Here is a 15,667-nt window from a genome sequence, read left to right on the forward strand (position 1 = left end):
CACTCTTTTGGTTAAAGTATTTTTGTCGTAAAAATCTGCAACGGGCTGTGTTTCAAGTAAAAATACAGCCCGTTATTATTCAACAATGATTGGCTTTGAGATCCCAAATTTTCATTATTTGCGTAATGGATGATTCAAGAACCTCCAGCGAAACATCATCTCTGGCTAAAGTTGAAAATCCTAACAGAAGACCATTGAACATCGCCGCCATTGCTGAAGGATCACTTTCGCTTGCTAACTCACCGTTATCTATGGCGCGCTGTATACACGAAGCAAAACCTTTCCGCGTTTCTTCTCTGATATCTGCCAGCAGTTTTTGGATATGTTCATGCTCTGGTGAGCAAACACTAGCTGACAATACGAGTAAACAACCCGAGGGGTGATCGTATTCTGTTTGCATTCTCGCTGAGTGACGTAGTGCCATTTCAACCGCGTCTTTGGGGGGCATATTATGATCCCAAAGGCTTGCGGTTACCTGACCATATGTATCCAGATAACGGGTTACTACTTCTTTAAATAGTGCCTCTTTGGAGCCAAAGGCAGCATAGAAACTGGGAGCAGAAATGCCACCCATTCCAGCTTTTAGCTGACTCAGAGACGTTGATTCATAGCCGTGTTCCCAAAACAGAAACATCGCCTGATTGACCGCTACATCTCGATCAAAACGACGTGGACGCCCCATTTTAGCCATCATTATTTCCTCATTAAAGTCTACTTAAATACTAATCGATATAAAAGTCCTTGACAAGGTAGCCTTGTTATCTCTACTTTTATATCGATCGATACATATATTAAAAGGATCATTTAAATGCATGAAAAAACGTCTGTATTATCAGTAACGACAACTAAACGTCTTCCTATTTCCGGGTTATTAGGGCTGGCAATGACGGGCTTTATTGCTATTTTGACGGAGACACTACCCGCAGGGTTACTACCTCAAATTAGCTTGGATCTTGGCGTTTCAGAAGCGTTAGCGGGTCAGTTAGTCACTCTTTATGCTCTAGGGTCATTATTAGCAGCAATTCCTCTTGTCGCCGCAGTACGCGGTTATCGGAGACGACCCGTTCTACTCTGCGCGATTGTTGGTTTTTTGATTTTTAATACGATTACTGCATTATCCTCAAATTATTTTCTGACGTTAACTGTACGTTTTCTGGCTGGAGTTGCAGCGGGTCTTGCGTGGGGGTTTTTAGCCGGTTATGCACGACTGATGGTACCAGTTTCATTGCAGGGCCGGGCAATGGCCGTGGCAATGGTGGGAACACCAATTGCATTATCTCTGGGGGTTCCGGTCGGGACTTGGGCGGGTAATCTGGTTGGCTGGAAAGGAACCTTTGCGATTATGTCTGGCCTGACACTAATACTGGCGATATGGGTCATACTTAAGGTACCTGATTTTTCTGGGCAAAGTGCAGAGCGGCGTGTTCCTGTTTACAGAGTTTTTACCACAGCGGGTGTTCGTCCGGTGTTGCTTGTCATTTTTTTCTGGATGTTGGCACATAACATTCTTTATACCTATATCTCACCTTTTCTTGTACCCGCCGGATTATCGGAACGTGTTGATTTCATTCTCCTGATATTTGGGATAGCAGCTTTACTGGGTATCTGGATCATCGGGTTATTGGTTGATAACTATCTGCGAATACTGGTGTTACTTAGCCTTAGCATATTCACCTTAACTGCCGTTATGCTTGGTTTTGGTGGTAATATCCCTTCAGTCATTTATCTGGGAGTTGCTGTCTGGGGATTAACCTTTGGTGGTGCAGCGACATTATTGCAAACAGCTTCTGCTGACGCCGCAGGGGATGGTGCCGATATAGCGCAATCTATGGTTGTGACAGTATGGAATATTGCCATCGCTGGTGGCGGTATCATGGGAGGAGTTCTGCTGGAAACCCGTGGAGTATCTTCATTCCCCTGGGTGATCTGTCTATTGTTATTAGCTGGATTAACTTTAGGCTGGAAGTCTAAAAAATATGGCTTCCCCAGCAGTCGTAGGCTCCAATAAGCGCAAAAGATAGCGTATTTTTGGTACCTCCTTCATTAAGATCTGCTTTCCTATTTTAACCGCAGATCTTTTTGTATATGAGCATGGAAACATACAGTGATGATTACTCTATGCTCGTGGAGCTTTTCCCTGACCAATTATAAAATGTGGGTAGATTACGCTCTCCGGTGCTAATTGGAGTTCCGGCAAAGGCAAGCACAGGATTGATTGTTAATGCAAAAAATAACGTGCTAATCAATCTATTACTGCATAATGACATTGTTATCATGATTTTTCGCCCCGATTTCTTCAAATATCACTCACCTTAGCAAACTCCACTTATCTGTAGATGAAATGCTTATCTGTTTAAATCATGGCGACAAAGGCGTTTTTGTTATTAACCTGAAATACCTTGTATATGAAGTGCAAGGTATTTCAGATTTGCTAAGGGGAGTTTTAGATATCCTGAAGTCGGAGTAATATTGATAGAGTATTAACTGATAAACTCAATATCGTTTAAATTACTGTTTTGGATTGGTGATGTTCCATTAAAGAATTGAATAAGAATATCAGTCAGCACATCAGGCCGTTCTATCATGACAAGATGGTCTGATTTTTTTATTGTCGTAAATATAGAGTTAGGAAAAATAGAGGCACAACGTTTAATAATTTCTGGTGGAGTGATGATATCGAATTCACCCGTTATGAATAAAGTGGCTTTGTTAAAGCCGTTTGCTTTCTCATATTCTCTTTGGTTTAAAAGGCGTTTTTGGAGATACTTATATCTTTCTGCATGATGACGTGTTGATTCCAGTAATGTTTTCTTAACAAGTTTATATGTTGTTTCTCTGCCTAGTATGTTGACATCCGGATCAAGGCAAAGAATACTTGCAATGGTATTTTCTGTAAATTCTTCATAATTCCCTTCGGTCAGCGCCTTTAATGCTGTATCTAGCTTATCTTGAATATGAAGTGGCTGGGTGAGTGCAGTGCCAATAAATGCTGTTTTATTAACTCTCTCAGGCCATTTGTACGTAAACTCAAGCGCTGTCGCTCCGCCGTATGAAATACCGATGAGATTTATTGTTTGTAAAGACAAAGTATCTAAAAGGTGTCGTGTGCATTCCGCCAGAAACTCAAAATTTTGATTTGGGGGAATATCGTCAGCAGACCCCGTCCCTGGCAGGTCAACAAAGATGAGAGGGCTGTCTTCTTTGAGGAGGTATTCTAGGTGAGGTAAGGAGTACATATCCTGAAAACCACCAACAATAATACATGTGGGGACTATTTGGGGATCACTGATGTCACCAATAACCCGAAAAGCATATTTTACTCCGTTCCATGTGATTTCCCTTCTGTCATGAGGCGGAATGCGAAAACTGGAATCAATAAAAGCAGAGAGTGATTGAACATTCCTGAATCTTAGAACATCGCTCCAGTCTATTTTTTTTCCTAGCTTATCCTCAATAAAGATTTGTATTTCAACTAAAGAAATAGAATCTGCCCCAAGACTGAAAAAATCATCATAAATATCCATTGATTCAACAAGTAGCACTTCACGACATATTTCCAGTACATCATGTTCAGTCTTATTTAGCTTGGTTTTTTGCAATGACTCAGTCATATCTTCCTCCTATTGTCATCTAACCAATATTATATCCTAATTTTCATTCTGTGAAATATAGACACTAAAATGTATCAACTAAAAAATAAATCATTTATTAATAGTATCCACTGAAACTAATGTTAGACTTTTTTATATTATTAAAAATATCAATCTAAATAGTATTTGTTTGATATTGCCTCTATTAATTTTATTGTTCTTTTTGAGAAGGAGGATAGAAATAACTATATGTTTAATCGTCTAATCTGGCATTTTTTTATCTATATACGGTAAACTTATTCATTATTTTTATATGAGAATAAAAAAGAGAGAGCTTCATGGAAAATGCTTTCCAGAAAGCACGTTGGTTACGAGATCTACAACGTTTTTTACCTTTGAAAAGTCAGTTTATTTTATCTGGTAATGTCAGAGATCTTCAGGCGTATGAAATTGCTCCAGAGGTTATGACTCCACTGGGGCTGGAACAAGTGTTACAAAATACACTATTTGATATGGGCTATACCCATATCATGACGTTTAATCCTCTGTCAGGATTTACGTTAATCAATCATTCATCCCGGTCTGAAGATCAGGGAAAAGTATTATTACAACGCATGGGATTACCGATAAATACGAATAGTATTCCTGGTGGAATTGATTTACTAAATAGTGTACTGGAGAAATGGGTAGAGTACCCAGATGAACCCATTGCATTATGCGTGGATTTTGCTTCCTGTCTGATTTCTCAGCGTGAAAATCTTGCTGCTATTGAACATCACTTGTTTACCCGTGCCTTAGTTCTTTCTCATCAGGCAAAAGCCCGTCCGGCAGGCCTCCAGCGACAGCCATTTTTTAATACTATTTTCTGGATAGTTGAAAAGGAGACTGATTTACCGGATTGGTTTCTGATTAACAATCCTCGAATACGCCATATTCCGGTCGCCAAACCTGACGGGCAAATGCGCCGAGCGCTGGCACCGACTTTATTACGTTCTTTACCGGATTTTGACCAAATATCGCATAATGAATATACCGTTTTATTAAGTGATTTTATTGATGAAACAGAAGGTCTGCTACTACTCGATTTAACTGCCATCATACAACTTGCCCGGTTTGAGAAAGTTCCGGTCACACGTATCAGCGATGCGGTCAGACGTTATAAAGTGGGTATTACGGAAGATCCGTGGCAAAAAATTGATAAAAATAAAATCCGTAATGCATATGACATCATACAAAAGCGTGTAAAAGGTCAACACCATGCAGTCACACATTTACTGGATATTATTAAGCGTGCAGTAACTGGTGTTGGTAGTAGTAAAAGTGGGCGCCCTCGTGGAGTATTGTTTCTTGCAGGCCCTACTGGTGTCGGTAAAACTGAGCTGGCAAAAACAGTAACTCAATTATTGTTTGGTGATGAAAGTGCTTATATCCGTTTTGATATGTCTGAATTCAGTGCTGAACATGCCGATCAGCGCCTTATCGGAGCTCCTCCAGGTTATGTGGGATATAACACGGGCGGTGAACTGACTAATGCGATTCGGGAAAAACCGTTCAGCGTTGTACTGTTCGATGAGATTGAAAAAGCACATCCACAATTAATGGATAAATTTTTACAGATTATTGATGATGGTGTTCTGACATCAGGCCGTGGTGATCGTGTCTATTTTTCTGAGTCATTAATTATCTTCACCTCAAACCTTGGCATTTATCGACTGAATAATGAAGGGGAACGGATTGCTAACACCACTCCAGATGAACCGTTTGACACTGTACAACAAAATATAAAACGGGAAATCGAACGTCACTTCAAATTGGTACTAAACCGCCCAGAATTGCTCAACCGTATTGGTGAAAATATTATTGTTTTTGACTTTATCCGACCGGATGTGGCAGAGCAGATTTTTAACCAAATGGTCAGCAACATTCTGCGCGATCTGGAAAAACAAGGCTTGTTCATCACAATTGCGGATACCGTAATAACCATCCTTAAATCCCGTTGTCTGGCAGATTTATCTAACGGCGGAAGAGGTATTCGTAATCAGCTTGAAATCCACCTTATCAATCCGTTATCAAGGGCGGTCTTTGACCTGAATGAATGCGCGAATAAATCTTTTTGTATCGAACAGATAGCATTAGGCGAAACAGGTGAAATAACAACAGTACAACTGGTACCAGTTAAGGAATCAGTCTGATGGAGATTAGTTTATCGCGCCTGCATTTTCCTGTGACTTCTCTCGGTCCGGGAAAACGTATCGGGATCTGGACACAAGGGTGTAGCATTCGTTGTAAAGGATGTATGTCTCCGGATACATGGCGACCTACGCAACAACGCATAGCGATTAACACTCTGATGACACAGCTTACTCCTTGGCTGACAAAAGCAGATGGCATTACCATTTCCGGTGGTGAACCCTTTGATCAGCCAGAGGCACTTTATACGTTATTAAAATCGTTACGCCGTCACTTTTCTGGCGATGTTCTGGTTTTCAGTGGCTACGAATACCGCATATTAAAAACAAAGTTGCAGATTATGGTCGGCTTAATTGATGTGTTGGTTTCTGGTCCTTATCGGCAGGAAGCAACACAGGCTTTGCGTTTGCGTGGCAGTGACAATCAGGAATTGCATCTTTTAACGCCATTAGGCCGGCAGCTTTATCACTCTTATCATCTGCCATTAGAAAAAACAGATAAAGTTTTGGATCTCTCTTTGGATGCTCAAGGCCGGGTATTTATTGCCGGTATTCCGGAAAAAGGAGATATGGAACGATTCAGAGATCTGCTTATCCAAGGGGATCATCAGGTAACACAGATTAAAAAATAGAATAACAACAGGTATGTTATGGTAATGATGCGTTTTTGCCCCCATTGTAAGACAGAGCGTCCCCTGACCGAAATTTTCTGTGAAGGATATATCAGTACACAGTCATGTGGATGGGACTTATCTGCTGAACCTATCCATAAATCAGGCTGGCGTCCACAATTACCAGAGTCAACAGCAATATCCACTGATGTAGCAACAATACCTACAGAGGTAAGGCTTCAGGAGCATGTTTACGTTTGTGTGAACGGTCACCCAATGGAAGAGGATGATCTTATTTGCCTGCAATGTGGTGGGGATGCAGCAGAATTCTCTGTGGAAGACAATGCTGATCAGAGCGCTCTTTTTTTATCAGCAGAAGCACCAATAGAATCAGTATTTACAGAACCAACGCCACATAACCTGATTTCTGTCGGAAACTGGTTGATAGGTGAACGAATAAATAATAAGGGTAATTTCCGTGAGCGTTATCATGTAACTCATCAGGAAACGAGTAGACAGGGAGTTTTAACACTTTATCAGCAGGGAGAAGAACCAGAACTGTCTGTCTATGATGTGTACCGGCTTTTACCAAATAATCATGTTCCGGAGTTACTGGAAACCGGTCGCCAATACGACAGGTCATGGCATGTGACAGAATATATTCCCGGTGGTTCTCTGGAAGATTTTATTGCGCTGGGAAATACATGGCAACAGGAAGAAATCCCTCAACTTATTCTGGAAATAGGGCAGGCGCTGAATGCCTTTTCGGAGCGTGGTTTACGTCATCGTAATCTTAAGCCTTCCCATCTTATGATCCGCCAGCGTTCGCCATTGGATATTGTAGTTATAGAGTTTGGTTCAGCCTGTTTGTCCGAATTCGAGCTTGATATTGTTTCACCGTTGGATATCAGCCGATACAGTGCACCGGAAACCTTAGCTGGTGGAGTGTCTGCCGCTTCCGACTGGTGGAGCATGGGTATTATTCTGCTCGAACAAATCACTCATGGGCGCTGTTTTGAGCAAGTTCATACTAATGCCTTTTTAATTCAAGTAATGGCACATGGGATCACTATTCCTGATGATCTGGATGAAAATATTCGTATTCTTTTGCTCGGATTATTAGCCCGCGATCGCACACAACGTTGGCAATGGCCTGAGGTGTCTGCATGGCTGGATGGTCGGCCTATGGCTGCCCCTGTTGAGATAAATCAGCAAATACCGCAGCACGGACAACAAATTATTCTGGCCGGTCAGGAATATAATCAGCCTGCTCAGTTTGCTCTGAAAGCGGCAGAGGTGATGCAATGGAATGAGGCATTATCCCTATTATTACGCGGAGAACTCATTTCATGGCTTGCTGGAATGAGTCATTATGAATCAATTCGTACACAGCTGCGTCTTTTCCTTGATACTCAGGATATTGATGATAATTTTCGTCTGACGTTGACTTTAAAAGTACTAAATCCGGGTATACCGTTTATTTACTGTGGTGAGATAATTACGCCCTCTTGGTTATTAGAACATGCAGATATTGGCTACAGATTAATTAATGATCCGCTGTCACAGTTGTTACGCCAAATTGAGCCTGAACACTGGCTGGTACAACTTAACTATCGTCAACAGCAGGTTTACGGCCGGGCAGAGAAGCTGGAAATCAGCCTGAATGAAAATTCATTGAGAGTTTATCTGCTTACTACCTCTCATAGTCAGCTAATTACCCGCTGGCGGACACACTATCAGTTATTCCCCGATACACACCACAGTGGTTTACGAACCCTGATTGATCAGCAAAATTTAAAGGACGAAGACCTCATTCTATTATTGAGTGCTGATATTGGTCAGTTTATTGCACGTCAGACACTACTGGATCAGGCCGCTAAACTTGCGAAGCGTTACCATATTAGTACGTTTGATCGTATACAGGCAGATGCGTTATTACAGTTACCCCGCTTAACACTCTATCAGCAGGTAAAAGAACGAATCGGTGATTTTTGTCGGTGCGGGATTACGGACATTGACGATTGGACTGAGCAGTTTTTATTGACTCAGCGTTTGTCACTTGAGCAAGTTATTGTGATGCTGGCTGTTCCGGCAGAACAATGGTTTGTGCCAGAAAAACAGCGTTACATTCAGCATGTCATGCAGTTTTTTACCCGGAAAATCACTGCAAGTACTCAACGGGGTAATTTGGTTCGTATGCGCCTGACTCCATCGGCAGGTCGGGTTGATATGACAGAACTGAATGGCGTTAAAAAAAGTGCTCTGGATTTGTTACAGCATCTAATTAACCGCCCTAAAAATACTATCGCAATCGATAGCCAAACTTTACTGCAAATGCCTAAAGTTAACGACAGGTTGCGGATATTGCAGATGAAAAGCGAGTTATACCATCGTGACACGGGTATAAACGGCATGTATATGGGATTTCCTTTCCTACTTATTCATACCCGACCGTCACAAATGAAGCCCCGTATAGCACCGTTGTTTCTCTGGCCTGTTAATTTAGTCATGAATACCGGAATGCGAGGTATTGCCCGTTTACAGTTTGATAATGAACGTGGAGCAGTCAAACTCAATCCGGCATTAGCCAGTCTGAATGATATTCCGCCGGTAAAAGAGTGGCAGACAATTTTAGAACAGTTGATCGGATATGCTGGTTTGACCGTTGATGGGATCATGGAGAAGCTCTCTACTATCATGCCGGTATCAGTAAGGGACTTATCCGCACTACCATCAGATGCGGAAATAGCGGAAAACAGTGCATCATTATGTTGCTCAGCTGTTTTGTTCCATGCGTCGTTTATCGGACAGGCCATCGGTGAAGATCTACAACAAATAGCCGGATTGCCGATTGAGAACACAGCGCTGGAAAAAGCATTGGGGCTGGTGGAGGCTGAAATATCAGAACCTTTTCCACTGAAAGCAGCAGAACGTTATTTTGTTAGTGCAACAGATCCCTCACAGGAAGCCGTTATATCGGCAGCGCGGCAGAACAGAGGGTTATTGGTTGAAGGACCACCGGGAACGGGGAAAAGTCAGACTATCGTAAATTTGATTGCGGATACTATCGGTCAACAGAAAACGGTACTGGTGATTTGTCAGAAACCAGCAGCGTTGGAAGTCGTGTATAAACGTTTGATAGCCTGCGGCCTAATTAATCGTATTGTGTATGTACGTCAGGCGCAGAAAGGGCGTGATGTTATTCAATCAGTACGTGAACAGATAGATTCTCTGTTTATGCTAAAGAAAACCGGCGATCAAATAACAAACTGGGAGTATAAACGCGGTCTTATTGCTAAAAGTATAAATACACATGAAACTCAGTTAGATAACTATTACAACGGATTGTACCAGCATCATGAGGCAGCAGAATGTTCTTATCGTCAATTGTTGGCATCCCTGATTGCCTTGCGCGATAGGCATGATAAAGCATCAGTTTCTCTCGATTTACCGCAGCTTTTACCAAAACTACGGCTGTGTTTCCGTTCATCAGAGCCAATTGAAATAGCTAAAATTATTGATGATATCGTTCAAGCTGCTCCGCTCTGGCTGGCTGCAAATTATGAAAACAGTCCATTTTCACAATTATGTTATTTCTCTTCGGATGAGCATAGCCTTCAGCAATTTAACCGGGTTTTAGCCGGATTTATACAGACCGAAACGGCACGAGAACAAACACTGACACTCCCTCATACACAGATAACCATTGATAAACTAGCTGATCATCAGGCTGCCTTGGATGCCTGTAAAACAGCTTTCTCTTTGTTATCCGCTCTGAAGTGGCAGCAGTTTTCCCGCTGGCTGCCGTTATTTTGCGATGAAAAAGGACCGCGGTTACGTGGCCAGCAGATTATTAGTCAGTTGGAAGTTCTGATAGCGCAGCTACAGCAGATAGATATCTCATTGTGCGACCCTCGTTTCTTTAATCTTTTGGCACAAAGTGAAAGCCAGCTGCTGATGCAGTTGTCACTGGCGCTAAAAGAGAGAGAAATGACTTCATTCTGGTTGCACCTGAATCCGTTTTATTATGTCCGTCAGCGCAAACTTAACTTATTTACTGCCACTAATGGGATTGAAAATAATCCGGCACAGTATATTGCACTTTATCATTCCATTAAGGCTGAACAGGCTAAGCGCCTTATTCGTGATGAACTGAACCAGTTACATCTACAACTTGAATTAGAAGCGCTTTCTGATTCTGATATCTTTTTATTACTTCAGCAGTCGATAAATACAACTGAAACTCTTCGTCAGATTGCTGAATTGGCGCAATGGGTGGTTAATTATCCGCAACCTGTTCATTTATTCGGTGCGATATGTGATCGAGAGCAGCTCGGTTTTTTACAGCAGAGTTCTGAGATTGAAGCCGCAATTACACGTGCTCAGACAAAGGAAAAAAGTCGTCATGCTCTTGGTTTGTTGGAACCATATCTGACCAGTCAGACACAACAATGCTTTTCCAGCGCGATTGAACACCAAGCATCCATTAATCACTATCTTATTGCGTTAGAGGCTGCCTTGCCGACATTAAAACCTTATCTGGAATACAGTGTACTTTCTGCTGATTTCGGTGAAATTCATCGGGAGATTTTCGCGCTCTTACACCCTCATGTTGAGGCATTTTCTCAGTTCAGCGACACAGAGCTCCGTCATAAAATTGAACAAACACTTAAACACCACTATTACCTGGCCCTGAAAACATTATTTGAGAGCAGAACGCCGGTTTTATCTACTGAGGCTGATGTTCTGAATAACAACTCACAGCAACTGGAAAAAGAATTAGCAGAGTTTCAGACGCTAAACCGTGAGTCACTCAATAAAGGGCTAGAGTATCAGCAAATCAGTCCACGAAGTGTGTGGGAAGAAATTACCCGCTTAACCGGAAAACGAGCCAGAAGATTACGAGAGTTTATCGAAGAGGGAGAAGCACTTGGTTTGATGCGTCTTCGCCCGATATGGCTGATGACTCCGGATATTGCCAGCCAGATTTTACCACTCAGACCCGGTTTTTTTGATACGGTTATTTATGATGAGGCATCACAAATGCCGATAGAGTATGCGCTACCAACGCTGTATCGTAGTAAGCAAATGATAGTTAGTGGCGATGATAAACAGATGCCGCCTTCCAGTTTTTTTAGTGGTTCAATAAATAATGATCTGGAAGACGGGGAGGACAATGATTCTCCAGAACAGCAGCAGGAAAAGAGTGATAACAAATGGGATTATCGACAACTTGTTGAGTGCCCGGATTTATTGCATCTGGCACGAACTGTACTACCGGTTTATACACTCGACATCCATTATCGTTCTGCTTACCGCGATTTAATTAATTTCTCCAACCATGCTTTTTATGAAAAACGCCTGAATATTCCGGCACAACATTCAGAAACAGTGCTCAGCAAGATAAAACCGCTGTCACTGGAGATGGTCAATGGAACATACCATAATCAGACCAATCCTGAAGAAGCAAAAGCCATCATAATACGTCTGGCTGAAATATGGCGGATACCATCTGAAAGCCGACCGTCTGTCGGAATTGTCACCTTTAATCAAAAACAAGCCCAGTTAATACATCAGTTACTGATAGAGCTGACTGAAACAGATACAGATTTTTGTCAGGCTTATATACAGGAAATGCAACGGCAGGAACAGGGTGAAGATATGTCTCTGTTTGTGAAAAATGTTGAAAACGTACAGGGCGATGAGAGGGATGTGATTTTATTTTCCACAACATTTGGGCGTAATAAACAAGGTACTTTTCGGCGTAATTTTGGTGTATTAGGACAAACAGGTGGTGAACGCAGGCTAAATGTGGCAATTACCCGAGCCAGAAAACAAGTGGTTATTTTCTCATCTATGCCACTGGATGAAATATCCGATTTGTTTGCAACCTATCGCAAACCTGAAATCCCCCGGGATTTCTTGCAGGGATATCTAATTTTCTCCCGTAACTTGTCTATCGGACAAAATGAACAAAATCAGGCATTACTTAATAAAATGTGTCTTACTGATACAGGATTTAATGACCACAACCAGATGAGTGATGGCTTTGTGCAGTCCGTAATAGATTTTGTACAGAATCAAGGATGGCAAATAGCTAACGTGCAGCAAGCCGGAGTGTTCTATTTTGATTGCATTATTGAAGATACACAAAGTGGAAAATATATCATTGGTCTGGAATGTGATATGCCGAATCACTCGTTATTACAACAGGCAAGGGCGCGGGAAGTATGGCGTCCAACCGTATTAAAGAACGTTGTACCGGCCTGCTACCGTATCTCTATTGTGGAATGGTTCCATCAGCCGGATATAGCACAACGGAAATTGGTTACAGCAATTACACAGGCTTTCTCAGCCCAGCATATGAATATTTATAAATAACGATAGGTATTGTTATGAGTTCATCTTTGCACAGAATAAAGGTCAGAAAACAACACTTTATTGCTTGTCAGCGTTCACTTGCTCGATTAAAGAAATATTATCAACGCTTGGAGCAAATCAGTCAGTCACTTTCCCATATTGATGAGGCACGAAATAAACCATTTTCTCAGGTATTTCAGTCATTAAGTATGCGGATGGAAAAGGGTACTACTCTGTCACCCAATGAAATGGATAATTTGCAAAATAATATTGAGAAATTTACGCAGGATATTCAGGGTGAAATAGCTCTACTTGAGGCTGAATTACTGGAAGAACAGGAGAAGGAAGTACGGACAAGTTATCATCGTAGTAAGAATCTGAAATTTGTAACTGACCTTCTTGACGATAAATTACCGGACAGTCAACCGTCATTAGATATGGCATTAATTCATTCATTGCAGAATGATACAGAGTCAACGAGTGATTCACTTTATCAGGCACCAATATCTGCTCAAACAACAGCTCAGTTTGAGCAGATAGAAGCTATGATAATTAGATTGGGTATTCTTGATAACCAGCAGGATCTTTCACTATATCAGACCCAATACCAGAAGATTTTATTACTCAATGATAAAGCGCAAAAACAACTCAAAACCGATTCCCTGATTTTTGAACTGGCAACCGAAATCAGACAGATACAACATTTGCAGAACCTTCGCGTTCAACTGGCTGTCACTATTGCTGAACTGGAAAGTCTGGAAGATGAAGAGGCCGTGATTATTGCTCGTGAAGCAGGCAATCTAGTACAGCAAGGTTCACTTGCTGAAATAACAGATCATCTTGCATTGGTAAATGATGCCATTATTCGGATAGAACAACGTATTACCGCAGCTGAACGTCGTAATGTTGTTCTGGCAGGGTTACGCGAGCTGGGGTATCAGATAAATGAAAATGAGGTTAATGCATGGTTAACTGATGGTCAGGTGGTTATCTCGCATCCGTTAACACCGGATTATGGTTTAGAACTTGGTGCTGGTGGTGAAGAAAGTACTCGTTTTCAGGTCAGGACAGTCGCATTTTCAGAAGAAAGAGATACTACACGTGATCAGGATATCGATGCTATCTGGTGTCAGCAACACCATCAACTACAAGAAAACCTGACAAAAGCAGGTGCGGAACTGACTATTGATAGAGCATTACCTCCCGGTAGTGGGAAAATGAAAGTCAGAGAACCGCATAATGTTAGCCGACAACAGCGTGTAGTGAACCATAGGAAGAAGACGAAAATGCATCAGAAGTAATAACTCATAAATGCAACATGTTACGTTAATCAACCTACCTTAAATAAACAGTAAAAGAGAATAGTAATGTAGCTATATTTCGGAGAAAAGCGAGTGACAGATAATAATCCAAAGAAAGATTTTATAATTAGAAATATAAATGAAATTGAGCTGGATAATTTTGAACGTTCTCCATTGTATGCATCTCATGGAGGCTCTCTCACAGAGGGGACTCAGGCTTCTAAACTGGGTGCTTCTGTTGACTGCGTTCCTCCCGGAAAACGCGCGGTGCCATATCACTTTCATTATTCACAAGAAGAAATGTTCATTGTTATCAAAGGTTCTGGAACACTTCGTATTGCTGGTGACATGATACCGATAAAAGAAGGAGATGTTATCTGCATCCCTCCGGGAGATAAGTATCCGCATCATATTATTAATACATCCAATGAAATGCTGCGTTATGTTTCCATCAGTACAATGGAAAGCCCCGAAATCTGCGAATACCCCGATTCAAATAAATACTTAGCCAAATCTGATGTAGATGGGATGAAGAAATTCCGTGCCATGAATTTTATGAGCGAGTGTGTTGATTATTGGGAGAATGAGCCATAAAAAATCTGTAGTAGTAAGGTTAATCATCGCCATGGAGAATCCGGTCCCCATGGCACATATATACACCTTACTTATCAACCGTGAAAGGTTACGCTTTCATTAACGGCAATGCGTCCCATACGAACATATGCGGATGTCTTTCTCGATAAATTTTGAACACCTCCATATTGGAAGTATACGACTACCTGATTATTGATAATCTTATAAACTTTAGGAAAACATATGAGCTGGTATTGTCAGAGTCAATTTGAAGTACGTCTGGAATGGGGATTACACGCCGCTGAAAATCTGGCGCAATATGTTGATTGTGTGGTTATTGTTGATGTTATGTCTTTCTCAACCTGTGTCAGTATAGCGAGTGATAATAATGCTTATGTTTATCCTTACTCGTGGAAAGACGAGACAGCTATTCAATATGCGAGAAATTTAGGGGCACTGTCTGCCAGCTTCAACAGAAAATGTGCTGACAGTCAATTCAGCCTTTCACCAGCTTCTCTTCAGGCAATTCCTGAAGGTACTAAACTGGTTCTACCATCACCTAATGGTTCATCAATTTCATTCAAAGCAAAAGATTATGGTGTGACGGTTTTTAGCGGTTGCTTCAGAAACATAACTGCGTGTGCAAGAGCTTGTGAGGATTTTAAGCGTATTCTCGTTATCCCGAGCGGAGAGCGTTGGCCTGATGGGAGTATCCGTTTTTCTATTGAAGACTATGTTGCTGCTGGTGGAATTATTGCGTCTCTTGGCGATCGTAAATTATCCCCTGAAGCATACGCTGCCGTTGCTGTCTATAAACAACAACAGCAGCATGGTTTAGCATCACTTTATAACTGTTCATCTGCACTTGAGCTGAAGGAAAGAGGGTTTGAAACTGATGTTAATCTATGCCTTGAGATTGATGTGAGTGTAAAGACCCTGTTTCTAAATTTGTGTAATTGCCTGTTTTTGATATGTTTAATTTATCAACTAAAACAGGTGAAAAGATGGACGAGAAACAGTTACAAGCCCTGGCTACTGAGCTG

The 15,667-nt window shown here is 41.5% G+C and carries 9 protein-coding genes; 7 read left to right on the top strand and 2 right to left on the bottom strand.

Features of this window, described 5'->3' with window-relative positions; genetic code table 11:
* Positions 1-79: 79 nt before the first annotated feature.
* On the bottom strand, positions 80-691 hold the full coding sequence (locus AACX68_RS05440) for a TetR/AcrR family transcriptional regulator (RefSeq protein WP_228858522.1): 612 nt from the start codon (positions 689-691) through the stop codon (positions 80-82).
* 117 nt (positions 692-808) lie between these two features.
* Here AACX68_RS05440 and AACX68_RS05445 point away from each other — a divergent pair, with 117 nt between their 5' ends.
* Entirely contained in the window at positions 809-2,008 is a 1,200-nt protein-coding gene (locus AACX68_RS05445) for an MFS transporter (RefSeq protein ID WP_228858523.1), read from the top strand.
* A 472-nt stretch (positions 2,009-2,480) separates the two neighbouring features.
* Here AACX68_RS05445 and AACX68_RS05450 read toward each other — a convergent pair whose 3' ends face one another.
* Positions 2,481-3,611 (bottom strand): alpha/beta fold hydrolase, encoded by a 1,131-nt coding sequence (locus AACX68_RS05450; protein WP_228858524.1) that lies wholly within the window; start codon positions 3,609-3,611, stop codon positions 2,481-2,483.
* A gap of 317 nt (positions 3,612-3,928) precedes the next feature.
* Here AACX68_RS05450 and AACX68_RS05455 point away from each other — a divergent pair, with 317 nt between their 5' ends.
* The 6 genes from AACX68_RS05455 to AACX68_RS05480 all read left to right on the top strand — a co-directional run.
* Positions 3,929-5,782 (top strand): AAA family ATPase, encoded by a 1,854-nt coding sequence (locus AACX68_RS05455; RefSeq protein ID WP_228858525.1) that lies wholly within the window; start codon positions 3,929-3,931, stop codon positions 5,780-5,782.
* Entirely contained in the window at positions 5,782-6,411 is a 630-nt protein-coding gene (locus AACX68_RS05460) for a 4Fe-4S single cluster domain-containing protein (RefSeq protein WP_228858526.1), read from the top strand. The genes AACX68_RS05455 and AACX68_RS05460 overlap by 1 nt, the downstream gene beginning before the upstream one ends.
* An 18-nt stretch (positions 6,412-6,429) precedes the next feature.
* On the top strand, positions 6,430-12,771 hold the full coding sequence (locus tag AACX68_RS05465) for an AAA domain-containing protein (protein ID WP_228858527.1): 6,342 nt from the start codon (positions 6,430-6,432) through the stop codon (positions 12,769-12,771).
* A 14-nt stretch (positions 12,772-12,785) separates the two neighbouring features.
* Complete coding sequence (locus AACX68_RS05470; protein WP_228858528.1) at positions 12,786-14,051, top strand: hypothetical protein; 1,266 nt, start codon at positions 12,786-12,788, stop codon at positions 14,049-14,051.
* Between the two features lie 93 nt (positions 14,052-14,144).
* Positions 14,145-14,645, top strand: coding sequence for a cupin domain-containing protein (locus tag AACX68_RS05475; protein ID WP_228858529.1), 501 nt, complete (start codon positions 14,145-14,147; stop codon positions 14,643-14,645).
* Between the two features lie 222 nt (positions 14,646-14,867).
* On the top strand, positions 14,868-15,667 hold an 800-nt coding region (locus AACX68_RS05480), incomplete at its 3' end, for a 2-phosphosulfolactate phosphatase (RefSeq protein WP_228858530.1).

It is taken from the genome of Xenorhabdus sp. PB61.4, from assembly GCF_963894935.1.
GTDB lineage: Bacteria > Pseudomonadota > Gammaproteobacteria > Enterobacterales > Enterobacteriaceae > Xenorhabdus > Xenorhabdus stockiae.